This window comes from Phyllobacterium sp. YR620 (assembly GCF_900104165.1).
Lineage (GTDB): Bacteria > Pseudomonadota > Alphaproteobacteria > Rhizobiales > Rhizobiaceae > Phyllobacterium > Phyllobacterium pellucidum.
Window position 1 is genome coordinate 231,526 of record NZ_FNJP01000004.1, and the last position, 24,530, is coordinate 256,055.

The following is a 24,530-nucleotide window of genomic DNA, read 5'->3' on the forward strand; positions in this document are numbered from 1 at the left end:
CCGCTCGGTTTGCTTGGCCTATCTGCGCGCGAGATTCCTCCAAGAACGGCGAATATCGTGCGCAAAGCCTTGCCAGCCTTCACCGCCCTCCTGCTGGCGCTGCCCATGGCGAATGCCGTGGCTGGCGATAAGCCGCATTTCGTTGAGCCAAAACTCTACATTGCGAAGGGCGGGCACGCCGGGCCGCAAGTCGCCCTGACTTTAGATGCCTGCGCCGGCCAAACCGACATGCGCATCCTTAATGCCCTTGTGGACAATCGCATTCCGGCGACGATCTTCGTTACCGGTCGTTGGCTCAAGCGCAATCCGGAAGCCGTCGCAATCCTGCAGGCACATCGCGATCTGTTCGAACTCGAAAACCATGGCCTCAACCACGTACCCGCGATCGACAACCAGCCGGAGATGTTCGGGCTGAAGACAGCAGGCTCGCAGGAAGCGATCCAGGCCGAGATTGCCGGCGGAGCGCTCGCCATGGAGGCATCGGCCAAGGTGAAGCCCGTATGGTATCGCGATGCAACGGCCCGCTACAGCGACGACGCGATCGCACTGGTCCATTCGATGGGCTATCGCGTCGCCGGCTATTCGCTCAACGCCGATATGGGTGCATCGTTGATGTCGGCCCAGGTTGAAAAGCGTATCGCCGGAGCCAAGGATGGCGATGTCATCATCGCTCACATCAACCAGCCGTCGCGCGTTGCCGGTGCTGGCGTTGTCAAGGGCGTCCTTGCCCTCAAGCAAAAAGGCTTCCATTTCGTTCGTCTCGAGGACGTGAAGGAGAGCGAAAAGCCGGTGCAGTCAGGCGTCTAGAACGCTTGACGAGCCGCGCTGGTTCACAAAGAATTATTGTGAACCACAAGGATCACTTGAAATGACGGCTTTCACGGTGCGCGTGCCAGACGAAACAGCGGCGAAGCTCGATCAGCTCGCGGAAAAGCTTGATCGATCCAGATCGTACATGGCCGCACAGGCCATTGAAGACTACGTGGCGCGCGAAACATGGCAGCTGGCGGAGATAGAATCCGGCCTGGCCGAGGCGGATCGCGGCGAATTCGCGAGCGACGAGGACATTGCCGCAACACTTGCCAAATACGTAAAGTAATCCGTTGAGATGAGCCAAAGAAGAATTCGCTGGACCCTTCGGGCGCTGCGACGCTCGATGAAATAGGCAGATATATAGCCTCGGAAAACCCCGCAGCGGCTAAGCGTGTCGTCGGGCGAATTGTTTCGGCAGTGGAAAAGCTTGTCGAGCATCCCGCCATGGGACGTGCTGGGCGGCATAAGCGGGACTCGGGAAGTCATACTCAGCGACATTCCCTACATCATCGCATACCGGGTGGGCGATAACATCGAGATTCTGACCATCTTGCATACGGCACAACGGCGGCCGGGAAAGCTCTGAAAAAAACGGCCGCGCAAGGCGGCCATTTTCATTCAATAAACTTCGGGATCAGGCAGCAGCGCGCAGGCTGTTGCTGGACACATGCGCTTCCGTATCCGCGAGCGCGAGCTCAAAGCGATTGAAGAGCTCGTTGAGCTCGGCCTCGGTGATAATCATCGGCGGGCAGAATGCGATGGAATCGCCGATGGCGCGCAGGACGGCGCCGTGGCCTTCGAGGAAGCGGGCGAGCTGCGCCGCAACCCCATGCGCCGGATCGAACGAGCGCTTGGTGGCCTTGTCAGCCACAAGTTCGACCGCGCCCATCAGCCCGCAATTGCGTACATCGCCGACGAGCGGATGATCCTTCACCCTGGCAAGCCGCGCCTCGAAGGTCGGCGTCAGGCGGCGGACCTCCTCGACGATATTGCGGCGCTGGTAAATCTCGATCGCCTTGATGCCGAGCGCGCAACCGACAGGATGACCGCCATAGGTGAAGCCATGGCCAAACGTGCCGAGCTGGGCGCTGTGATCGACATAAGCCTGGTAGACGTCTTCGGGCACGAGCACGGCGCCGAGCGGCGAATAGGCGGCAGTAAGCTGCTTGGCAGCCGAGATCGTGGTCGGCGTCATGCCGACGCTCTGGCTCCCCCACCAGTTGCCGGTGCGACCGAAACCGTTGATCACCTCGTCGGAGATGATGAGGATGTCGTGCTCGCGCAGGACGGGTTCAATCGCCGCGAAGTAGTTCGCCGGCGGCACGATGACCCCGCCCGCGCCCATGACCGGCTCGGCGATGAACGCGGCAATCGTCTCCGGACCTTCGCGCTCGATCATGTCCTTCAACGATTGTGCGAGGCGCGCGACGAACTCCGCTTCGCTCTCGCCTTCAAGCCCGAAACGATAATAATGCGGGCAATCGGTGTGCAGGATGCCGGGAACCGGCAGGTCCCAACCCTTGTGGTTGCCCGGAAGTCCGGTAAGCGAAGCCGACATGACTGTGACGCCGTGATAGGCTTTGACGCGCGAGATGATCTTCTTTTTGTTCGGCCGGCCTAGCGCATTGTTATAATACCAGGCAAGCTTGACCTGCGTATCGTTGGCCTCCGAACCCGACGATGTATAAAACACCTTCGAGATCGGCACGGGCGCCAGTTCCTTGAGTTTTTCGGCAAGCTCGATGGCGGGCTCCATGCCCTTGCCGCCGAAGAGGTGATAATAGGGCAGCGTGCGCATCTGCTCGGTTGCCGCCTCGATCATTTCCTCGTCGCCGAAGCCGAGCCCAGCGCACCAAAGCCCCGACATGCCCTCGATATATTCCTTGCCCTGCGTATCGTAGAGATAGACGCCCTTGCCATGGCCCATGACGAGCGGCCCCATCTCCAGGAGCTTGTGGATCGGGGTATAGGGATGAAGGATTGCGTTGACGTCGCGCTGCTGGACATTGGTGAGGGGACGGCTGTTCGCCATTTCAGAACTCCGGCTTGAAGAGGAAGCCTCAATCTTAGCGAGTGTTGTCGGCAAGCGAAAGGCGAGGCGCGTGAAAAGGCGCTAGCGCCGCAGGCCTTTCATGACAGCGGCGAAATCCGGCCCGAGCTTGTCAAAAAGCGTCGTCTGATCCTGTTCGGGCGTGACGCTGAGAGTGGTGCCGTCCTTGCCGAGCATGATAAAGACGATCTGGTCGGTGGTGCCGTCGGAAATCGAGATGGCACCAATGCGTTGCTCGTCGCTGTCCTCAGGAGCCCGGATGTTGAAGACCACCTCACCATTGACGAGTTCCGCGGCCTTTTTCAGCGCGCCTTCGAATCCGTCGGCCACGATATCCTGCGCACCCAGCGCAAGCTCGATCTCCACAACCTCTAGTGACACCGGCTTTTCAACGTCTGGCATCATGCCCCAGCCTCACATTCTCTATCTATTTATTTTTATTACTTAACTGGGCCGCCGGCTGCCGCTTTTTCCGCGACGTGTATGCAGCCCAAATCACCACTGCGATGATGTCAGCAGAGCGTCGAGCCATCCACTCACGAAATGTAAACGCGCTAAACGTGTGATCGATCCTGCGGCAAGATGATGCAGGTTTGGGAATGTCGGAGACTGTCATCCAGCTTTTACATTTGCCCCGTATTCGCTTACCCCAATTCTGGTTTTTGACGCGCATTTTCTCATGTAAGAGGTTGTGCGCCATATTTTTAAGAAATCAATTTTCGCAGCGACCCGCCAGTTAATTGGCCGGCTATTTATTTGGAGAAATTATTTTGAAGAACAATCTTCTCGCTCTCATTCCGCTCGTCCTGATTTCTGCCTGCGATGGTTCGGACTCGTCGCAACCGGCGCCCAATTCCGTGGCGCAATCGACGTTCGACGCCCAGTCCGTAGAACTGGAAAGCGCCAAGAAGGAGAACGCGGAACTCAAGAAGACGATCGAAGCGGTCAGTAGCGAAAAAGCTTCTATCACAACCACATTCCAAACTGTTGCGGCCGACAAGGACAAGCTTGCTGCCGAGCTGAAACAAGTCTCGGCTGAGAAGGAAAGCATTTCCACGCAACTGTCGCAGATGGTTGCCGACAAGGACAAGATCGCCGCCGAACGCGACCAGAAGCTCACGGAGATTGAGGCCAATCTGGCGAAGATTGCCGTACTCGACAAATCCGTCGTGGAGAAAACCACGGAACTCACGGCGCTCAAAACCCAGCTTGCCACGACTACCGGTGACAAAGCGGACCTGACCAAAAAGCTCGAGCAGTCCGGCAAGGATCTCGCTGCAATAACCGCCAAGCGCGACGATCTGCAAAAGAGCGTAGACACGGCGACGGCGGAGAAGGCCAGTCTGACCAAGAAGCTTGAGACGGCTGGTGCGGATCTGGCTTCCATGACTGCCAAGCGGGACGATCTGCAGAAGAGCTTCGATCAGGCGACGACCGACAAGGCCGCTCTTGCCAAGCAGCTTGAGACGGCCAGCTCGGATCTGACGGCGATGACCGCCAAGCGCAACGAACTGCAAAAGAGCTTCGATGAGGCAACTGCCGGCAAGGCCGAGCTAGCCAAACAGCTTGAGCAGTCCGGCAAGGACCTGACCGCGATGACGGCCAAGCGCGACGATCTGCAAAAGAGCTTCGATCAGGCGACGACCGAAGAAGCCGCGCTTGCCAAGCAGCTCGAGACAGCCAGCTCGGATCTGGCGACGATGGCCGCTAAGCGCGACGAACTGCAAAAGAGCTTCGATCAGGCGACGACCGACAAAGGCGATCTGACCAAACAGCTTGAGCAGTCCGCTAAGGATCTGACCGCCATGACCACCAAGCGGGACGACCTGCAAAAGCAAAGCGATCAGGCGCAAGTGCAGATCGACAGCCAGAAGACCGAAATCGCCAAGAAGGAAGCGGATATCAAGGCCGCGCAGACCGAGCGTGATGCAGCGTTTGCCGCCAAGGACAAGGCCATCAAGGAACGTGATGCTTCCAATGACAAGCTTCTGAAGATCGCCAAGAGCGTTTGCCAGTAAGTTTTTTCATGCCGTTTTGATTTTTCATTAACGAACTGGTTTTCAGGGAGTTTATCCATGGATAGACGCGATTTTATCAAAATGCTGGGTCTTGCCGGAACCAGCGCAGCAGCCTACGCGGCGTGCTCTAGTTACATGATGGAGGCTCTTGCCGACGCGCCCGCCACCATCGAAGATCTGCTGGTCGCATCGAACGACTGCATCAACAACGGCTCGCTGAACGATATCGAGCACGTCGTATTCCTGATGCAGGAAAACCGGTCGTTCGACCACTATTTCGGCACGCTGCGCGGCGTGCGCGGTTTCGGTGATCCGCGTCCGCTGCGCATGCGTGACGGACGTCCCGTGTGGGAGCAATTGCAGGCCGGATTCGATCCCACAAAGGAACCACCCGCACCCGATGCGCAGCGGATCAAGCCGTATCGCATGCCGAATGTTGCCGCCAACAAGCCTTCGGACGATACAAGCCCGGAAGGAACCGTGGGCGGGGTGTTCATTACGGACCCTGACCATGGTTACGGCACCGGTGTCGGCGCGTGGAACTACGGGCGCATGGACAACTGGATCCCGAAGAAGCAGATCGTCACCATGGCGCATTATGTGGAAGCGGACATTCCACTCTATTTCAAGTTGGCCAAGGCATTTACCTTGTGCGATGCGTATTTTTGCTCCGTGCACGGCTACACCGATCCCAACCGCAGCTATTTCTACACCGGGCACAGCAATGGAAAGATCGGCAACGATTCGTTCAGCGGCTCCAAGGACGGCGCAAGGCCGAATTGGAAGAGTTACCCCGAGCGGCTGGAAGAAATCGGCGTGGACTGGAAATTCTACCAGGACGGCCTTACCTGGACGAGCGATCCCTTTGCGGGCAACTACGGCGACAACACGCTCGAATATTTCCAGCAATACCGCGATAACACCACGCCGATCTACAAGAAGAACCAGACGGTAAATTCGATCCTGCGAACCGATCCCAACAAGCCTTCGCAGTTCGAGCAAGACATCATCGACGACAAGCTGCCGGCTGTTTCCTGGATCGCCGCGCCTGAAGCCTTCTGCGAGCATCCGAAATGGTCTCCGCATCTTGGTGAGTACTACGTCCACGAAATTCTTCGCGCATTTACAGCCAACGTCGAAGTGTGGAAAAAAACTGTATTCATCATCACCTATGATGAAAATGGCGGCTTTTTCGACCATGTTCCCGCGCCGACCCCTCCATTTAGCAGCACCTACGGCGAAGCCTCGCCCGGTATCAAGGTGACGGGCCTGATTACCGCCACCAGCACTCCGCAGCGCGATATTGATTCAGAAGCAGCCGTAACAAGCAACTCAAAGCTTATGAATATGATGGGCATGGGTGTACGGGTCCCGACGCTCGTGATTTCTCCATGGAGCGTCGGCGGAAGGGTGTGCTCGGAGGTCTTCGATCATACATCGGCCATCCAGTTCGTCGACGCCTGGCTCATGGCAAAAGGCAAGAAACTTAAGGACGACTTCTATCCCATTTCGTCCTGGCGCCGGGCCATCGCCGGCGATTTTACGAGTGCGCTCGATTTCAAGCGCAAGGTGCTTACCAAACCGGAAGCTGTGGCCGATACGACCAAGCTGGGCGTCGTCTTTACCGCCGCGCAACAAAGCAATGCCAGGAAGACGCCGGGCCTCAACCCTGACCTGACCGTCTACAAGAGCGATCCCGACATCGCCAAGCCGACGCTCCTGAAGCAGGATCGGACGCGTTGCGAGATCATGCCGCTCGACTATGATTTCTTTGTTGGCGCCACCGTTACCGCCAACGACGTAAAATATCCGATTACCAATCGCGGCAAGCTCGCCGCCTCATTCTATGTCATCCCCTATGACAGGCCGGGCACGTGGCCGGGCGACGGTCCGTGGTACTTTTCCGTCGAAGGCTCGAAGGGAACGCCGGTTACGGTGAAGGACCAGGCCTATGCAAACTTCGGCGCGAAAAACGCGACCACCAAAAATTACTCCTATGCCGTGCATGGCCCCAATGGCTATCTCTTTGAGTTCATGGGGGCGCCGGGCGCCAATCCGACGGAATTGCAACTCGCCGACATTACCGACGCTGTTTCCATCGACGAGGCAAAAACCATCCGCTTCACGCTGAAATGGCCCGGCGTCAACGGCCGCCTGAAGGTTACCAACGCCTATACCGGCAATATCGTACTGGTTGAAGCCGGTACCACCACGGTCGATATTCCGACGTCCGATGGTTGGTACGATGTCTCGTTCGTGGACGCGGTAAATGCGCCGTCGCGTTATCTGCGCCGCTATGCCGGACATCTGGAGAACGGCAAGATCGGCAAAAGCGATCCCGCTATCGGCCTGCAATATGACGAAAAGGAAAGGGTCTACAAGCCGCTCGTCGCCTGATCGGATTTAGCCCGCACCGACTTACTATTTTGATGCCGGATGACGATTTCGTCGTCCGGTCACTGGATTAATGAATTCATTTAAGAGGACTTTTTATGCAACGACGTGATTTTATCAAGTTGCTCGGCCTTGCCGGCACCAGCGCCGCCGCCTATGCGGCATGCTCGGCCTACATGGCGGAGGCACTCGCACAGTCGGCTTCAACCATTGATGAATTGCTGACGGTGGAAGGTGAGTGCAAGGAAGGTTCGCTCGCCGATATTGAGCACGTCGTTTTCCTGATGCAGGAAAACCGGTCCTTCGATCACTATTTCGGCACGCTGCGCGGTGTTCGCGGCTTTGGCGACCCGCGTCCAATGAAATTGAGGAACGGCAAATCGGTCTGGCAGCAATCGGCGGCCTGGCCAAGAAAGCCCGACCCCGTCACGGGTATCATACCGGATTCGACGCCTTATCGCATGTTCAAAGAAACCCGCGCCGTACCAAAGCTGCTGGAGCCGGTAGACCCCTCAAGCGCCGGTGGTACCTACATCGAGGATCCGTCGCACAGGTTTGGCGACAGCCTTGGCGCCTGGAACGGTGGTCTTATGGACAAGTGGATCGAAAACAAAAAGATCGTCACCATGTCCCATTACACTGAAACGGATATTCCGCTGTACTTCAAACTGGCACGAGCCTTCACGCTTTGCGATGCGTACCATTGTGCGCATAATGGCGGCACCGACGCCAACCGGAGCATATTCTTTACCGGAACCTGCTTGGGCCGGACGGAGAACGACTATTTCAGCCATGCCAACCCCGAAGATCGGGACAAGCTGAACTGGGCAAGCTATCCCGAGAAACTTGAGGAACTGGGTGTAAGCTGGAAATTCTACCAGGAGGGCCTGGACGGAGATACGTTCACCGGCAATTACGGTGACAATGTTCTGGACGCCTTTAAGCAATTCCAGGACAAGACCACAGCGATCTACAAGAAGAATCAGACAGTCAATCCGGTTCTGCGAACCAGTGTCGACGTGCCGTCGCAATTTGAACAGGACGTAAGGGATAACAAGCTTCCGGCTGTTTCGTGGATTGTCGCGCCCGAGGCGTTCACCGAACACCCGCACTTCCCGCCACATTTCGGCGAATATTACGTGCACGAGATCCTGCGTGCCTTTACGACCAACAGGGAAGTGTGGAAGAAAACGCTGTTCATCATCAATTATGATGAGAACGGCGGGTTCTTTGACCATGTCGTGCAGCCGGTCCCACCCATCGACCCCGTCAACGGGAAGACAACGCCCGGCATAACGTTCGATGTCCCGGGGACTGTCAAATCTGAAACCTCGATCGCATCCAAAAACCCCATTGGAATGGGGGCTCGCGTTCCCGCGTTGATCATTTCGCCCTGGAGCACGGGCGGCCGCGTCAATTCGGAAGTTTTCGATCACACCTCGGCCATCCGCTTTCTTGATAAATGGCTTGTCGCTCGCGGCCTCCAAAAGCCGGACGCCCCGGCCTTCAAAAATCTGTCGCCGTGGCGGCTGGCGATCGCAGGTGACCTTACCAGCACGCTCGATTTCCACCGCGCGGAAGCGACCACCCTCGAGCAGATTGTTCCGGTAGCTACTCAAGCCCGGATCATGTCCAGCGAAGAAATCAAAGTCGTGCCCGTTGGGCTGTTTAAAGGAGCTGCGGCTGAGGTGGGTGATATGAAGGCTGATCCCCTTCACACTAAAACCGCGCTCAAACAAGACCGCGCACGCTGCGAAAAATTGCCCATCGCTTATGACTTCCACGTAATCACAGCGGTCGAATCGAAATCCGTGCGGCTGACATTCAGGAATCCGGGGCCCCTCGGTACGGCTTTTACCGTTATTCCCTATACCACCAAGGACAAGGTAAAACTCTATAGCGTTGAAGGCGCAAAGAAAGACGGCTTGCGAAGCGAGCTTTCGGATGTCCTGACACCCACGAGTGCGGATGGTCTGTATTCCTATGCCATCCATGGCCCGAATGGCTATCTTCTTGAACTGCGCGGTAATTTCCAGACTGCGACGCAACAGCTGGTCGCCGAAATCGTCGATATCAAGTCGAAAGCCGATGCCGCGAAGATCGAGTTCAGCTTCGGCAAGTGGAACCCGAACGGCAAGCTCACCATGGTAAATGCCTATACGGGTGAGACCAAGTCCATCGCCGAGGGAACTACCGCTTTGGAAACTGCAACGGCGGACGGCTGGTACGACGTGGCTTTCTTCGATGACGGCACTTATCTGCGTCGTTACGCGGGCCGGCTGGAAAATGGCAGGATCGGCAAGAGCGATCCGGCCATCGGCATGCAGTATGACGAGGCTACGCGCGTCTACAAGGATTACGCCGTCTAAGCTGATCGAGAATAAGTAAAACTCTTCCGTGCCGGCTCTCGTGCCGGGGCGGGAGAGTTCAGGAACGGCAAGTGAATGGATGGATGGATGGTGCCGGAAACTAAAGCACGTGATTTGTCACGCGCGCTTGCCTCGTGTCGATTATGCGATTAGCTCTTGGCGAGACGTTTTGTGCATCGCCGGGATTCCATGCGCCATCATTTTCGCCGCCGTCAGTCGATTTCAGCCAAGTGGTCGGTGCGCGTGGCTTTTCTGGCCGCGATCCTCTTCGTTCTGTCCGGGCTCGGGCATCGCTTCGAGCGCATCGAGACGCCGGAATTTCTCTGGCTGCTTGCGGTCGTCGCCGGGCTGGCGCTGCTTGCATTGCTTTTGAGCTTCAAGGGGTTCACCAGCCTTTGGCGCCGGGGAGACCGCGGCGGACCGAGTGCATTCTGGGGTGGGATCATCGCGCTCATCGTTCTGGCTCCCTTCGCAATGACCCTCTACCAGGCACTGACGCTGCCTACACTCTACGACGTTTCCACCGATATAGCCGATCCGCCTGAGCTTTTCGCTGCCGGCCAGCGTAGCGAGCGGATGAACCCGCTCGTCAATGATGAGGAAAGCCGCGGACTCCAATCGAGCGCCTATCCGCAGGTCACCGGCCGGCGCTATGACGGTTCGCCTGATCGGATCCTGACGGCGGTGAATACCGTTGTCTCCAACAATGGATGGACGGTGCTGAGCCAGAAGGGGGAACCCGGCGACGACGAAGAAATCCTTCTCGAAGTCGTGGCCCGCACCTGGCTGCTCGGCTTTACCAGCGACGTCGTTATCCGCCTCACCGACGAAGGCGAGACCACCTACGTCGATATGCGCTCCGTCTCCCGCTACGGCATTCATGATCTTGGCGAGAATGCCGACCGCATCACGGCGTTCATGACGGCGCTCGACTTGGAGGTGCAGGGCACCCAGCCCGACGAGGAAACCACGCAGCCGGAGCAGCCCTAGCCGATCACTACCAGTAGACGCCGTCGATGGCGGGATTGCCGTCGGTGTGGACGACGCCGCGCGCGACGAGATCTTCGAGATGGGCAAGAACCGAAAGGCCGGCGGCGCCATGCAGGCGTGGATCGGTTTCCCGGTAAATGACGACAACCATGGCAGGAATCGTGCGGTCGCCGGCCCGCACGCGCTCGAGGATGGCGCGTTCGCGAATTTTGCGGTGCGCCTTCAGGCCGCGCACAAAGGTCTTTGGCTTGGTGACAGGTCCGCCGTGCCCGGGGAAATAGATGCGGTCATGGCGGTGAAGCAGCAGGTCGAGTGAGCGCATATAGTCTGACATTGCGCCATCCGGCGGCGCTACGATCGATGTCGCCCAGGCCATCACGTGGTCGGCGGAAAACAGCACGCCGATCTCCTCAAGTGCAAACACCATATGATTGGCGGTGTGACCGGGCGTATGGATTGAACGCAACGCCCAGCCGTCGCCCTCGATCACCGACCCGTCACTGGCCACGAGATCAGGAACGAAGTCCGTATCGCCGCTGGCGTCGAGGAGATTGACTTCACCGACATGCAGCGGCCGCGCCGGCCGATGCCGCCCTTCGGCGACGACGACGGCGCCGAGTTCATCGCGCAAGCGCGCGGCGAGCGGTGAGTGGTCGCGGTGGGTATGGCTGACGAAGATGTGGCTGACCGGGCGCCCGGCGATGGCGCGGATGAGCGCTGCGTGATGGGCGTCATCCAGCGGTCCAGGATCGATCAACGCCAGCGTATCGTGGCCGACGAGATAGGAGTTCGTGCCGTGAAAGGTGAACGGGCTTGGATTATTGACGGTTATCCGCTGAACCTTCGGGGCAATGTCGACCGCTTCACCGTAGCGCGGCGCAAAACTGGTGTCGAAAACTAGAGACATGAACGCAAGCGGACCCTTCAAAGCCTTTTCGACATATTGCGGCGCGGCATAATCCCCAATATACCGTTTTCACAAACGGTGAAATACCGCCCCACGGCGAAGGCTACACAGAGGATATCGACATGATCGCTGCGCAAACCCGTTCCCTTGCCCAAGAATTCCAGCCTGAAGGTCAACTCGCCAAAGCGGTCTGGTATGTCACGCTCGCCCTGATCGGCACCGCGCTGATGACACTTGCCGCCAAGACCAAGGTAGACATGGTCTTCGTCAACGTAACGATGCAGACTTTTGCCGTATTCGCCATCTCCGCCGCATACGGCTCGCGGCTTGCCGTCGCTACCATGGCGCTCTATCTGCTTGAAGGCGCGCTTGGCATGCCAATTTTCACCGGCACGCCAGAAAAAGGCATCGGCCTTGCCTATATGGTTGGACCGACGGGCGGCTACCTCGCCTCCTATCTCGTTGCTGCATGGATCGTCGGCACCGCCGCCGACAAGGGTTATGCCCGCAACCCGATCGTTCTCGGCGCGGCGATGCTAGCGGCAGAGGTTGCGATTCTCGGCCTCGGCTTCCTGTGGATGGCCTATCTCTTCGGCTTCGAGAAGGCGTTCACCTTCGGCGTTGGTCCATTCATTGTCGCTGACATTTTAAAGCTCGCTCTGGCGGCTGCCATCGTTCCGGCCATTGGCTCGTTGCTCAAGCGCCGTTAAGAACTTGCCGCAACCATCGTTGGGCCGCGGCATCGTCCGCGGCCTTTGTTTTTGCGCCGGCCATTGACTTTGCGATGCGGCCTTCGCAGTTTCTCATGATACTCGTTCAAAAATAAGAGGCACGTCTTGTCAGATTATCCGCGGGATTTGATCGGCTATGGCCGAAACACGCCCGACCCGAAATGGCCGGGCGGCGCACGCATCGCCGTGCAGTTCGTTGTCAACTACGAGGAAGGCGGCGAGAGCTCGATCCTCGATAATGATCCGGCATCGGAGTGCCTTCTGTCGGAGATCGTCGGCGCGCAGCCCTGGCCGGGCCAGCGCAACCTCAACATGGAATCGATCTATGAGTATGGCGCACGGGCCGGTTTCTGGCGGCTGTGGCGCATGTTTACCCGGCGCAAGATGCCGGTCACGGTCTATGGGGTTACCCTTGCCATGGCGCGCAACCCCGAAGCTGTCGCCGCCATGAAGGAGGCCGATTGGGAAATTGCGAGCCACGGCCTGCGTTGGCTCGAATACAAGGACTGTCCCGAGGACACTGAGCGACAGCACATTCTTGAAGCGGTACGCCTGCATACCGAGATTACCGGGTCGCGGCCGCTCGGGATCTACCAGGGTAAACCGTCGGATAATACGCTGAAGATCGTCATGGAGGAGGGCGGCTTCGTCTATTCCGCCGACAGCTACGCCGACGAGCTCCCCTACTGGGTCAAGGGTCCAAAGGGTCCGCATCTGATCGTGCCCTACACGCTCGATGCAAACGACATGCGCTTTGCGACGCCGCAAGGGTTCAACTCAGGCGACCAGTTCTATACCTATCTCAAGGATACGTTCGACGTGCTTTACGCCGAGGGCAGGGAAGGCGCGCCGAAGATGATGTCGATCGGCCTGCATTGCCGGCTGGTCGGGCGCCCGGGACGCGCGGCGGCGCTGGAGCGCTTCCTCGATTATGTCCAGCATCAGGAAGGCGCATGGATCACGCGGCGCATCGATATCGCCAATCATTGGCATGAACATCACCGCCCGGCAGACGAAAACTAAGATGGAAATCCTCAGCCTCAATGTCACGCCGCTGACGCGGGCGGCATTCGCACCCTATGGCGACGTCATCGAAACCGCAGGCGCGCAGATGCGCCTTATCAACGGCGGCACGACGCAGCGCTTCCACGACCTTGCAAAGGTCGATGTGACGGGGCCGGGAGCGCGCGTGCTGGTCAACATATTTCGCGGCCAGAGTTTCGCGCCGCCGATCGAGATCAAGATGCTCGAACGTCATCCCTTCGGCAGCCAGGCTTTCATGCCGCTGCAGGACCGGCCCTACCTTGCGGTTGTGGCCGAAGATGAAAGCGGGCGGCCGGGATCGCCGGTCGCGTTCCTGTGCCAGGGCAACCAGGGCGTCAACTATGCCCGCAACGCCTGGCATCATCCGCTGATATCGCTCGAGGCCGAATCGGACTTCGTGGTCGTCGACCGCGGCGGCGAGGGCAACAATCTCGAAGAATTCTTCTTTGAAGACCGTCTTTACAGGATTGGCTCCATCTGATCGGCCCCAGGGCCATTGCGCAATCTCGCCACTTGACGCCCACGTCCAGCCGGTCGAAGCTGCTCACATGGCTACGACGATACGGTTTTTTCTCAATGGTCAATTGCAGGAAGCTGCAGTTCGACCCGATGTGACGGTGCTGGATTGGTTGCGCGGTCCGGCGCGCCTGACAGGTACCAAGGAAGGGTGTGCGGAAGGCGATTGCGGGGCGTGCTCTGTCCTCGTCGGCGATCCTTCAGAAGAGGGCGCCGAACCTCGCGTGCACTATCACGCCGCCAACAGCTGTATCCTTGCGATGGGCCAGATCGACGGCCGTGCGCTGGTTACCGTCGAGGGCCTCAAGGGTGAACACCTGCACCCGGTCCAGCTTGCGATGGCGGAAAACGGCTCGTCCCAATGCGGGTTCTGCACGCCCGGCATCGTCATTTCGATCGCGGGTCTTGCCGCGGCCAAGCCGGAATCCGGCGAACAGGACATTCACGATGCCCTTGCTGGCAATCTTTGCCGGTGCACCGGCTACAGGCCAATTGTCGAGGCAGCACGCAAGGTGATCGGCGCCGGCGGCGCCGGCATCAGCGGCCCCGCAGTTACGGCTTTTGCGAAGATTGAGCCGCGCCGATCGGTTTCGGCCGGCGGTGCGTCGTTCGATCAGCCAGCGACGCTCAATGCGCTTCTGCAACTGCGCAAGGAGAGACCGCAGGCGATTTTACTTGGCGGCGGCACCGACCTCGGCGTGGCATTGGCCGATTATCACAGCGATTGGGACGATGTGATTTCGCTGGCTCGGGTCAGCGAATTGCGGGCGATTCGCCAGACCGACAATCATCTGAGTTTCGGCGCGGCGGTGACGTGGGAGGAAGTGCTGGCTGCGGTCACGCCGATTTATCCATCCTTCGCTACGCTGATCCGGCGCTTCGGTTCGACGCAAATCCGGTCCATGGGCACGATTGGCGGCAATATCGGCACCGCGAGCCCCATCGGTGATGGACCGCCCGCGCTGATTGCCCTCGGCGCCGAAATCGAGCTTGCCTCCCAGAGCGGCCACCGTTTCCTGTCGCTTGAAGATTTCTTCCTCGATTACCGCAAGACGGAACTGCGTCCCGATGAGGTGATCGCTTCTGTCTCGATCCCCAAGCCCAGGGAAGGCCAGGATTTTCGCGTCTACAAGATATCGAAGCGCTATGACCAGGATATATCCACCGTCTGCGCTGCGTTTTCGATCGTGCGGGAGGAAGGTCAGGTTCGCAGCGCCCGCATCGCTTTTGGCGGCATGGCGGCAACCCCGCGCCGCTCTCCTGAAGCTGAACGCGCGCTCGTCGGAACCAGTTTTGACAGAAAGGCAGTTGCAGCCTGCGCCGCAGCGATTGCAACCGAATTCAAGCCGTTGACCGATTGGCGGGGCAGCGCCGATTATCGCCTAGAGGTCGCTGCAAACCTTGCCGAGCGCTTCTGGCGCGATGTGGCAGGCGAGACGGTGGAGGTGATGGCGCTATGAATATCGATGCCAAGATCGTTCACCGCAGTATCGTCGGCAAGGGCATCGCACATGACTCTGCGGCAAGGCACGTCGCTGGCGAAGCCGCCTATATCGACGATATGCCGGAACTGCCTGGGACATTGCATGCGGCCTTCGTTCTTTCGCCGGTGGCGCACGGCAGGCTTCTTGGTATCGACGCTTCGGAAGCGTTGGCGATGCCGGGCGTCGCCGGCATCTGGTCGGCGAAGGACATACCCGGTCACAACGAAGTTGGCCCTATCCTCCATGGCGAAACGCTGTTTGCCGAAGATATCGTCGATTACGAGGGGCGGGTGGTCGCCGCAGTTGCCGCGTCGGATTTCGAGACAGCCTATCGCGCCGCCAAACGTGTCAAACTGAACATCGAAAAGCTCGAACCAGTTTTGGACATCGAGGAGGCCCATAACAAGAAGAGCTATGTTCTTCCTGCGCAGCAGGTCGTCGAAGGGGATGTAGACAGGGCGCTCTCCGGCGCGCCCCATGTCATCTCCGGCAAGTTGCGCATGGGCGGACAGGATCATTTCTACCTTGAAACCCATATCGCCTATGCCATTCCCGGCGAGAACGGGGAAATGCTGGTCCATTCTTCGACCCAGCATCCGACCGAAGTCCAGCACCATGTGGCGCTCGTCCTTGGCGTTCATGCCAATGCGGTCGAATGCCAGGTGAGGCGCATGGGCGGCGGTTTCGGCGGCAAGGAGAGCCAGCCGACCATCATCGCCTGCGCGGTGGCGCTGATCGCGGCCCAGACGGGCAAGCCGTGCAAGATGCGCCTGAAGCGACGCGACGACATGGTCGCCACCGGCAAGCGGCATGATTATGTCGTCAACTGGAAGGCGGGCGTCGACAGCAGGGGGCGCATATTTGGGCTCGACATCGAGTATCTGGCCCGGGCCGGCAATCTCCCCGACCTCACGGGGCCGGTGATCACGCGCACCCTGACCCATTCAGACAATTCCTATTTCATCCCCCATGCCCGCTTTGTCGGTCATGCCTGCAAGACGAATACCGTTTCGAACACCGCATTTCGCGGCTTTGGCGGGCCCCAGGGCATTATCGCCATCGAGTGCATCATCGATACGATCGCACGCGAGCTGAAGCTCGAGCCCAACAACGTCCGCGCCATCAATTATTATGGCGACGAAACCGGCGATATGACGCCGTATGGCCAGAAGGTAGAAGACAACCGCCTGGTCGAGGTCACCGAAGCCGTGCTTGCCTCAGCCGACTGGAGCCGCCGTCGTGCCGAGATCGATGCGCATAATGCGACGAATCCTGTCATAAGGCGCGGCCTCGCCATGATGCCGATCAAATTCGGCATTTCCTTCAATTTGACCTCGCTCAATCAGGCCGGCGCGCTCGTCCATGTCTATCTCGACGGCTCGATCTTCCTCAATCACGGCGGCACCGAGATGGGGCAGGGGCTGTTCGTCAAAGTCGCGCAAGTTGTCGCCGAAGTGTTCCAAGTCGAGCTCGACATGGTGCGGATATCCTCCACTGCGACCGGCAAGGTGCCGAACACCAGCGCGACGGCCGCTTCGACCGGCTCAGACCTCAACGGCATGGCAGCCTTCAAGGCGGCGACCGCGATTAAGGCGCGCATGACGCGCGTGGCCGCCGAACATTTCGACGTCGAGGAAGACGTGATCGTCTACCGCGAGGGGCGAGTTCATGCCGGCAATGAATCGATTTCGTTCGGCGAACTTGCAAAAATGTCCTGGGCCAAGCGCGTTCAGCTTTCCGAGGCCGGCCATTATGCGACGCCCAAGATCCATTGGGACGGCAAAACGATGAAGGGCCGCCCGTTCTTCTATTTCAGCTACGGAGCAGCGGTTGCTGAAGTTGCGATCGACACGCTGACCGGCGAGACCCGTTGCCTCAGGGCCGATATCCTTCAGGACGTCGGCTCGCCGCTCAATCCCGCCATCGACCTTGGCCAGATCGAGGGCGCCTTTGTGCAGGGCATGGGCTGGGTTACCTGCGAGGAACTATGGTGGGACAAGGCCGGCAAATTGCGCACCGTCGGACCTTCGACCTACAAGATACCGGGATCGCGCGACGTTCCGCCCGAATTCAACGTCCGCATTCTCGATAATATGCCGAACCACGAGGAGACGGTATTTCGCTCCAAGGCGATTGGCGAACCACCATTAATGCTCGGCATTTCGGTCTGGCTGGCGATCCGCGACGCTATCGCCTCGATCCACGCTGGCGTTCCGCATCTCGATTCTCCGGCAACGCCCGAAAATGTTCTACGGTCAGTAGGGGAGGCCAAAGCCAACCGAACAGCTTGAGAGGGAGGGGACATGAGGCTTGAACAACTGAACAGTGCCAGCACGGAGGAATTCGTTGGCGCGCTCGGCGGTGTCTTCGAACATTCGCCGTGGGTCGCCGAGGCGGTCGCCGGCCAGCGACCGTTCACCAGCGTCGAGATCCTGCACGGCGCCATGGTCGTCGCCGTCGAAAAGGCCGGTCAGGCGGCACAATTGGGCTTGATCCGTGCGCATCCGGATTTGGCAGGGAAGGCGGCGCGCCAGGGCAGTCTTACCGTCGAATCAACCAGCGAACAGCGCGGGGCTGGCCTAGACCGGCTGACCGACGAGGAATTCGAGGAGTTCCATCGTCTCAACAACGCGTATCAGAGCCGTTTCGGTTTTCCATTTATCCTTGCCGTGCGCGGCCATAACAAGCACTCGATCATGGCGGCGTTTCGCCAGCGCCTCGATCACAATGCCGGCGAGGAAGTCGCCGAAGCTTTACGGCAGATCGCGCTGATTGCGCGGTTTCGCTTGCACGATTTGATCACTTAAGGACCTCACATGGGAAAGTTATCCACGCATGTTCTCGATAATTCCGCCGGAAAGCCCGCGGACGGGATGGCCCTGACACTCCATCGTATCGAGGAGGGCGGGCCTGTCCTTCTCAAAACCGCCGTTACCAACGCGGATGGCCGGACCGACAAGCCGCTCCTTGCAGCCGACGAGATGGCGGTCGGCCGCTACGAGCTGACGTTTTTCGTCGAGGAATATTTCAAGCACAAGCTCGTTGCGCTCGACACCCCGGCCTTTCTCGACGATGTGCCGATACGCTTCGCGATTGCCGACACGAACGCAAATTATCACGTGCCGCTTCTGGTCACTCCCTGGTCCTATTCGACCTATCGGGGCAGTTGATCAGCCATAAACACCGGCAATGTTGAACACGCGCGTCTCATCGCCGCGGAAATAGACGAGGTTCGCTCCGGACTGGGGTGACAGATCGGAACTTGGCAGGACGAGGCTGCCGACGGAATTGCCCGAATTGACGATCGTCAGCAGCACACCGTCCTGTGCGAACACGCCGCCGAGCCGCTTTTGCATCAGCGGCGAGATATCGATAGCGATTGTCTTTTTGACCGGATCGACGATCTGCAGCGCATCGCCGGAGGCCCATTGCTTGATATGATCGGCGTTTACGACCTGAAGTCCGTTGAGGGCGGTGTCCCATTTGACCCAGGCCGACTGGGCTGGCGATTTGGTGACATTCCAGAGCCGGACCATCGCGACGTCGCGCATGGCCGTTCCAAACAAGCTCACGGCGCTATTGGCAGCGAGCGTGATGATGTCGGCGGCGATCGAGGCGACCTTGGCGGCGGCCGACGTGGCGCTGCCCGGCATTTGATAGATCGTCGCATCGGGCCCGGCCGGCAAAAAGACAAGCCCGGAAAGGCGTTTACCGGTGGCAGCGCTGGCAATGCCATTGGGGAAACGCACGACGCCGGTCGCATTGTCGGCGATCATGACATCGCGCCAGCTACTGCCGTCCGCACTGGTCTTGATACGGAAGTCGCGGCCCCATATCGTGCCCATTTCGGCGCGGCCCTGATAGTTCGACTGGAAGAGGAGCGACGCTGCCTGGTTGTCGTCGGACTTGTTGATCTTGATTTGATGGCTCGTGCCCGCGTGGTCAAACAGTGATGCCGGACTTTTCACGGCGAGGCGGTTCGTATCATCCGCGACAGTCTGGATGCCGACCGCATTCACGGGATTGGTACCACCGCTTGCAGCGGCCTTCCACGCGCCATTCGTAAACACAAGGAAGTTCGCGGTCTTGGCTACCCATGCGGACCAGCCCTCAAGGGGCTGAAAGAACGCCCATGCACCATCCTGAAAGGCGGCGACCTGCTGATCCTTGCCGGCCCAGGCCCCGCTTGCCCCGGATCCGATAATGTAGCGGTCGCCTTCAGCGGGATTGGATGGCGCCGCCTGCGCATTGCTATTCAACACCGATAATTGCACCAGAGCATCGAGCGCGCGTATCGCCTCGTTGTGCGTTACATGCTTTTGCGCCTGCGAGGGGGCGATGTAGGGCAATTTGAGGTTCGACGTTTGATCCATGTGGCTGTCCTTTCCGCGCTTCGCCATTGCCGGGACAGTACAGCCGTTGTGATTGTGTTGGATAAACCGGCGATGCACATGGTGATTGATTGACGAGCTGCCGGTCATTGCATTTATGTAGCCCTATGTTACTGGTCTTGCGTCCGTTTGGGGTTCCGTTGTAGGGCGAGACGCCTGCCCGGCTCATCCCTTGCGCAAAGGTGCTTTTGAACGTCCCTTATCAAGCCCGTCTGCATGCCGTGAACATCGAGGATCAATGACACTGGAAAATTTTCGGCAGGGCGTCTCGATGATGCCGCGTCGTTACAAGCAACTGATCCTGGTCGTATTCGACGTGATCGCGCTGACCTTTGCCGTTTGGCTCAGCTATCTGCTGCGATTTGGCACATTCTTTATTCCGAACAGCGAACAGGCACTTTTGATGGTTGCCGCGCCGCTGATCGGGCTGCCGGTGTTCATCCGCTTCGGACTCTATCGCGCCGTCATCCGCTACCTGCCGGACAAGGCCATCTGGACGATGATCCAGGCGGTAACCATCTCTGTCATTCTCTGGGTCTGCCTGGCGTTCCTCACGCTCATGACCGGCGCAGAGGGCGTGCCGCGCGCTATTCCCTTCCTCTATTGGGTGCTGAGCATTGGCATCATCTGCGGCAGCCGCTTCGGCGCCAAATGGCTGCTGTGGAGTGCACTGCGCGACAAGCTCATGGCGCGGCAATGTCTGATTTTCGGTGCGGGCGATGCGGGACGCCAGCTTGCCAATGCGCTGCGCAGCCAGAACGAGGTATCCGTTGCCGGTTTCATCGACGACGACCGGAGCCTGCACGGCATGGATATCCTCGGTATCCGCGTCTACCCCACGCAGCACCTTGAGACGCTGATCGATAATTTCGGTATCAGCGAACTGATCGTCACGACATCATCGCTGAGCGGCATCGAGCGTCGCCGGCTGATCGGTCGATTGAAGGCTCTGGACGTCAAGGTTCGTATTCTCCCGGCCATCTCCGACCTCACGGCCGGCAAGTATCTGGTCAGCCACCTGCGTGATATCGACATTGACGACCTGCTCGGCCGCTCGCCCGTTCCGGCCGACCCGACCTTGCTCGACAAGACCGTGGAAGGCCGGGTAATCCTTGTTACCGGCGCCGGCGGCTCGATCGGCTCGGAGCTTTGCCGCACCATCGTCAAGCTTGCGCCCGCCAAGCTCATTGTCTTCGATGTCAACGAGCACAGCATCTACCAGCTCCAGCGCGAGCTGGCGGGCATGACCGATTGCGTGATCGTTCCGGCGCTTGGTTCGATCAGCGATGCTTCGCTGATCCGCGCGCTGCTCGCCGAGCACAAGGTTGAAAATGTTTATCATTGCGCCGCGTACAAGCATGTGCCGCTTGTCGAAGAGAACGTCGTCGAGGGCGCGCGCAACAATGTCATCGGCACCGACGTGCTGGCCGCAATGTCACAGCAGGCGGGGGTGCGGAACTTCGTGCTGATCTCGTCCGACAAGGCCGTTCGGCCCTCCAATGTCATGGGGGCGACCAAGCGCTGGGCGGAACTTATCGTACGGCATCAGGGCGATATCGCCAGGGAGCAGGGGACCGGGCAGATATTTGCTTCGGTCCGTTTCGGCAATGTCATCGGTTCAAGCGGGTCGGTGGTGCCGCTCTTTCGCGAGCAGATCGCGCAGGGCGGGCCGCTGACGGTTACCCATGACGACATGACCCGCTATTTCATGTCCGTGCGCGAAGCTGCCGAGCTCATCATCCAGGCCGGCGCGCTTTCCGAGGGCGGCGACATATTGCTGCTGGAAATGGGCGAACCGGTGCGTATCCGCGATCTTGCCGAAAACATGATCCTGCTCGCCGGACTGTCGGTGAAGGACAGCAGCAACCCCGATGGCGACATCGAGATCGTCACGGTGGGCATTCGCGACGGTGAAAAGCTGCATGAGGAACTGTTCTATGATCCCACCGGCGTCGGGTCGACGAGCCATACAAAAATCCTGCGCGCCCAACGCCGGTCCAACGCCGCCGACCGCCTGCCGGATGCTGTGGCAGAACTCCAGCTTCTGATCGAGCGGCGCGATACTGAAGGCGTCCGCAAGCTGCTCTACGAGCGCGCAACGTCTTAAAGACTTCGTTGTCCAGCGCTGCGAAAGCGTGACAGCAGCAACGTCACTGCCAGCAGTCCGGCGCAAATTGCGCCGGCCGCAACAAGCCCGCCATCGAATGTCAGGAAGGCGCAGATGCCGAGGATGAAATTCAGTGCGCCGACGCAGGTAACGATTTGCCAGACCGACCAGCCCGACCGCTTGGCGATCTGATAGGCATGCTTGGAGTGGGCAGCGAGAATGTTCTCGCGTGCCGCAAGCCGCATCAACAGCGTCGATGTGGCGTCGGCGATAAAGAACAGCGGCAAAAGCAGGCCTGCGGCGATTGAAAGGTCGCGGGCAACCAGGAAGAAGGCAAGCCCGCTCAAAAGCCCGATCGGCAGGCTGCCGGAATCGCCGAGAAAAACCAGCGCTTTCGGGCGGTTAAACAGAGCAAATCCCAAGAGGCCTCCTGCGAGGCAGGCGGCAAGCACGCCCGTACCCGAAGCCACGAGGCCGATCGCCGCGAGAACCGCAGCCAGCGCCAGCGGTATGCCAAGCCCGGCGACGACCATCAGGTCGAGACCGTCCATGAAGTTGGTGAGGTTGATGAAATAGACGAGCGCAAAGGCAAGGAGCAGCCTCTCGACGGCGAACGGCAGGAGGTCGGGCAGCAGCCGGAATTCACTGCCGAGGCCATAGACGGCTATTCCGGCCGCGAGAAATTGTGCGATCAGCCGGACACTTTCGGGCAGATGATGGCGGTCGTCGAAAAACCCCGTGACCCACAGGATAAGCGCGGCGGCGCTGCTCGAGGCAAGAAATCGCCAGTCGAGACCGGCTGCCGGGCCGAATATCCACAGCGCCAGGAGGACTGCCGGGATAATGGCAAGGCCGCCAAGCTGGCGCGCCGGCTGCGTATGGTTGGACCGCTCCGTAATGGTAGCGCCGAGGAAATTGCTCGGCAGGAGCCTTATGATGGCCGCAAGCAGTATGGCAGCGCCGATGGCAGTGGCGATGAATGGCGCAAGCAATACAGCAAAGGGCAATCCGGGCCTCGTTCGGAACGGCGTGAATTCAAAGTCACCCTTGTCACGAAAATTATATGGAAACAATTGCGAAGAGCGACAAATGGCCGATCATTCACGTTGCGCAACCCCGAGCCAGAGGTTATAAGGCCGCGCGGTCGGGCGCTTCGCCTGGATAGACAGCAAGATTTTGGGGCGTAGCCAAGTGGTAAGGCAGCGGTTTTTGGTACCGCCATTCCCTGGTTCGAATCCAGGCGCCCCAGCCAACTCGGAAATCACGGAAATCTTGGCCTGGGCACTCGAAATATCGACCGTTCTGCACCCCTGAATTGCATACACTTTAACATTTCAAATAACATTTGTTCCATGCGTCGCTTCCATATTGACAAGCGCCGCATCATCTTGAATGTTGAATGAAACGTTTCATCACGTAAGTATGAATCGCAGGGAGTAAGCATTCGCATCTGGACGGGAGCGGTCCGGCGCGAAGATCGGCAAGGCATACCAAGGTCGCGGCGCACTGCCGCGTGCGTTTGATCGTTTGCCTCCAGTTTTCTTCCTGACACTTCGAAAGGTCGGCGGGTGGCCATGCCATTCCGCACGGTTTGGGCAACAACCAAGGAGGATATGCCTGTGAAGAAACTGCTCGCATCACTCGCCATTGTCGCGGCTCTTGTCGCGCCGGCAAAGGCCGAAGGGCCGATCGATACATCCAAAGTCAAAAAGGAATATGTCACGTCGGCTAGCGGCAAGACCTATTCCATCGCCACCGTGGTCAAGGTCGACGGCATTGCCTGGTTCGACCGCATGCGCGCCGGCGTTGAACAGTTCAAATCGGATACCGGGATGGATACCTGGATGGTCGGGCCGAGCCAGGCCGACGCTGCTGCGCAGGTCCAGATCGTTGAAAACCTGATTGCACAGGGCGTCGATGCCATCTGCATCGTGCCGTTCTCGGTCGAGGCGGTGGAGCCGGTGCTGAAGAAGGCCCGCGACCGCGGGATCGTCGTCATCGCCCATGAAGCCTCCAACATCGTCAATGTCGATTACGAGCTCGAAGCCTTCGACAACAAGGCCTATGGCGCCAAGCTCATGGAAGTGCTTGCCAAGAACATGGGCGGCAAGGGCAAGTATCTTGCGACGGTCGGTAGCCTGACCTCGAAGTCGCAGATGGACTGGATCGACGGCGCCATCGAATATCAGAAGAAGAACTTTCCTGAAATGTCGCTGGCGACCGAACGCCTCGAAACCTATGACGACGCCAATCAGGACTACAACAAGCTGAAAGAGGCGATGACCACCTATCCGGACGTTACCGGTATTCTTGGCGCGCCGATGCCGACTTCGGCTGGCGCAGGGCGCCTGATCGCAGAGGGCGGTCTGAAGGGCAAGGTCTTCTTCGCGGGAACAGGTCTGGTTTCGGTTGCCGGTGAATACCTGAAGAATGGCGACATCCAGTATATCCAGTTCTGGGATCCCGCCGTTGCCGGCTATGCCATGAACGAGCTTGCCGTCATGGCGCTCGAAAAGAAGAACGCCGAGATCAAGCCAGGCCTCGACCTCGGCCTTCCCGGCTATACGAGCCTCACAGCGCCCGACGCTTCCAAGCCAAACCTGCTCTACGGCGCTGGTTGGGTTGGCGTCACGGTCGATAACATGGCCCCTTATAACTTCTGATTTTGCCTTTTTGTCCGGGCGGCGGCAGCGTTGTCGCCCGGACATTTCGAATG

20 protein-coding genes, 1 tRNA gene and 1 pseudogene are annotated in these 24,530 nt (G+C 59.0%); 17 read left to right on the top strand and 5 right to left on the bottom strand.

Annotated elements, in window-relative coordinates:
* Window positions 1-105: 105 nt before the first annotated feature.
* The 3 genes and pseudogenes from BLR72_RS15320 to BLR72_RS15330 all read left to right on the top strand — a co-directional run bounded on the left by BLR72_RS15320 (window position 106) and on the right by BLR72_RS15330 (window position 1,399).
* Entirely contained in the window at window positions 106-807 is a 702-nt protein-coding gene (locus BLR72_RS15320) for a polysaccharide deacetylase family protein (RefSeq protein ID WP_091950283.1), read from the top strand.
* A 61-nt stretch (window positions 808-868) separates the two neighbouring features.
* Entirely contained in the window at window positions 869-1,099 is a 231-nt protein-coding gene (locus tag BLR72_RS15325; RefSeq protein ID WP_091949988.1) for a CopG family ribbon-helix-helix protein, read from the top strand.
* Window positions 1,100-1,108: 9 nt separating this feature from the next.
* Window positions 1,109-1,399 (top strand): annotated as a pseudogene (locus tag BLR72_RS15330) (type II toxin-antitoxin system RelE/ParE family toxin).
* A 48-nt stretch (window positions 1,400-1,447) separates the two neighbouring features.
* Here the strand turns inward: BLR72_RS15330 and BLR72_RS15335 are convergent.
* Window positions 1,448-2,845: an aminotransferase gene (locus tag BLR72_RS15335; RefSeq protein ID WP_091949990.1), complete on the bottom strand. Its 1,398-nt coding sequence runs from the start codon at window positions 2,843-2,845 to the stop codon at window positions 1,448-1,450.
* Window positions 2,846-2,926: 81 nt separating this feature from the next.
* Window positions 2,927-3,268 (bottom strand): hypothetical protein, encoded by a 342-nt coding sequence (locus BLR72_RS15340; RefSeq protein WP_091949992.1) that lies wholly within the window; start codon window positions 3,266-3,268, stop codon window positions 2,927-2,929.
* A 365-nt stretch (window positions 3,269-3,633) separates the two neighbouring features.
* On the opposite strand from BLR72_RS15340, the gene BLR72_RS15345 reads away from it, so the two are divergent.
* The 4 genes from BLR72_RS15345 to BLR72_RS15360 all read left to right on the top strand — a co-directional run bounded on the left by BLR72_RS15345 (window position 3,634) and on the right by BLR72_RS15360 (window position 10,634).
* Window positions 3,634-4,881 (top strand): coiled-coil domain-containing protein, encoded by a 1,248-nt coding sequence (locus tag BLR72_RS15345; protein WP_091949995.1) that lies wholly within the window; start codon window positions 3,634-3,636, stop codon window positions 4,879-4,881.
* Window positions 4,882-4,938: 57 nt separating this feature from the next.
* A complete protein-coding gene (locus BLR72_RS15350) occupies window positions 4,939-7,278 on the top strand; it encodes an alkaline phosphatase family protein (RefSeq protein WP_091949997.1) in 2,340 nt (779 codons plus the stop codon).
* A gap of 95 nt (window positions 7,279-7,373) precedes the next feature.
* A complete protein-coding gene (locus tag BLR72_RS15355; RefSeq protein ID WP_091949999.1) occupies window positions 7,374-9,644 on the top strand; it encodes a phosphocholine-specific phospholipase C in 2,271 nt (756 codons plus the stop codon).
* A 189-nt stretch (window positions 9,645-9,833) separates the two neighbouring features.
* Window positions 9,834-10,634: a DUF1499 domain-containing protein gene (locus BLR72_RS15360; protein WP_091950001.1), complete on the top strand. Its 801-nt coding sequence runs from the start codon at window positions 9,834-9,836 to the stop codon at window positions 10,632-10,634.
* Window positions 10,635-10,641: 7 nt separating this feature from the next.
* Here the strand turns inward: BLR72_RS15360 and BLR72_RS15365 are convergent, their stop codons facing one another.
* Complete coding sequence (locus BLR72_RS15365; RefSeq protein ID WP_091950285.1) at window positions 10,642-11,541, bottom strand: MBL fold metallo-hydrolase; 900 nt, start codon at window positions 11,539-11,541, stop codon at window positions 10,642-10,644.
* 122 nt (window positions 11,542-11,663) lie between these two features.
* On the opposite strand from BLR72_RS15365, the gene BLR72_RS15370 reads away from it, so the two are divergent.
* The 7 genes from BLR72_RS15370 to uraH all read left to right on the top strand — a co-directional run bounded on the left by BLR72_RS15370 (window position 11,664) and on the right by uraH (window position 18,486).
* Window positions 11,664-12,251, top strand: coding sequence for a biotin transporter BioY (locus tag BLR72_RS15370; RefSeq protein WP_091950003.1), 588 nt, complete (start codon window positions 11,664-11,666; stop codon window positions 12,249-12,251).
* Window positions 12,252-12,377: 126 nt separating this feature from the next.
* The gene (gene puuE / locus BLR72_RS15375; protein WP_091950005.1) at window positions 12,378-13,295 is read left to right on the top strand and encodes an allantoinase PuuE; all 918 of its coding nucleotides are present in this window, start codon (window positions 12,378-12,380) and stop codon (window positions 13,293-13,295) included.
* A 1-nt stretch (window position 13,296) separates the two neighbouring features.
* Window positions 13,297-13,797: an ureidoglycolate lyase gene (locus tag BLR72_RS15380; protein WP_091950007.1), complete on the top strand. Its 501-nt coding sequence runs from the start codon at window positions 13,297-13,299 to the stop codon at window positions 13,795-13,797.
* Between the two features lie 67 nt (window positions 13,798-13,864).
* A complete protein-coding gene (gene xdhA / locus BLR72_RS15385; RefSeq protein WP_091950009.1) occupies window positions 13,865-15,292 on the top strand; it encodes a xanthine dehydrogenase small subunit in 1,428 nt (475 codons plus the stop codon).
* The gene (gene xdhB, locus BLR72_RS15390; protein ID WP_091950011.1) at window positions 15,289-17,607 is read left to right on the top strand and encodes a xanthine dehydrogenase molybdopterin binding subunit; all 2,319 of its coding nucleotides are present in this window, start codon (window positions 15,289-15,291) and stop codon (window positions 17,605-17,607) included. Before xdhA ends, xdhB begins: the two co-directional genes overlap by 4 nt.
* Before the next feature lie 12 nt (window positions 17,608-17,619).
* Entirely contained in the window at window positions 17,620-18,123 is a 504-nt protein-coding gene (uraD, locus tag BLR72_RS15395; protein WP_027230038.1) for a 2-oxo-4-hydroxy-4-carboxy-5-ureidoimidazoline decarboxylase, read from the top strand.
* A gap of 9 nt (window positions 18,124-18,132) precedes the next feature.
* Window positions 18,133-18,486: a hydroxyisourate hydrolase gene (gene uraH / locus BLR72_RS15400; protein WP_091950013.1), complete on the top strand. Its 354-nt coding sequence runs from the start codon at window positions 18,133-18,135 to the stop codon at window positions 18,484-18,486.
* Here the strand turns inward: uraH and BLR72_RS15405 are convergent, their stop codons facing one another.
* The gene (locus BLR72_RS15405) at window positions 18,487-19,689 is read right to left on the bottom strand and encodes a DUF2793 domain-containing protein (protein ID WP_175492372.1); all 1,203 of its coding nucleotides are present in this window, start codon (window positions 19,687-19,689) and stop codon (window positions 18,487-18,489) included. It lies immediately after the preceding gene.
* A gap of 256 nt (window positions 19,690-19,945) precedes the next feature.
* Between BLR72_RS15405 and BLR72_RS15410 the strand changes: the two genes are divergently transcribed.
* Window positions 19,946-21,814: a polysaccharide biosynthesis protein gene (locus BLR72_RS15410; RefSeq protein ID WP_027230036.1), complete on the top strand. Its 1,869-nt coding sequence runs from the start codon at window positions 19,946-19,948 to the stop codon at window positions 21,812-21,814.
* Here BLR72_RS15410 and BLR72_RS15415 read toward each other — a convergent pair.
* Window positions 21,811-22,821 (bottom strand): MraY family glycosyltransferase, encoded by a 1,011-nt coding sequence (locus tag BLR72_RS15415; protein ID WP_175492373.1) that lies wholly within the window; start codon window positions 22,819-22,821, stop codon window positions 21,811-21,813. The two genes, BLR72_RS15410 and BLR72_RS15415, sit on opposite strands and share 4 nt — an antisense overlap.
* A gap of 170 nt (window positions 22,822-22,991) precedes the next feature.
* On the opposite strand from BLR72_RS15415, the gene BLR72_RS15420 reads away from it, so the two are divergent.
* Window positions 22,992-23,066 (top strand) — tRNA-Gln (locus BLR72_RS15420).
* Between the two features lie 367 nt (window positions 23,067-23,433).
* Window positions 23,434-24,477 (top strand): autoinducer 2 ABC transporter substrate-binding protein, encoded by a 1,044-nt coding sequence (locus BLR72_RS15425; protein ID WP_027230034.1) that lies wholly within the window; start codon window positions 23,434-23,436, stop codon window positions 24,475-24,477.
* The last annotated feature ends 53 nt before the right edge of the window (window positions 24,478-24,530 follow it).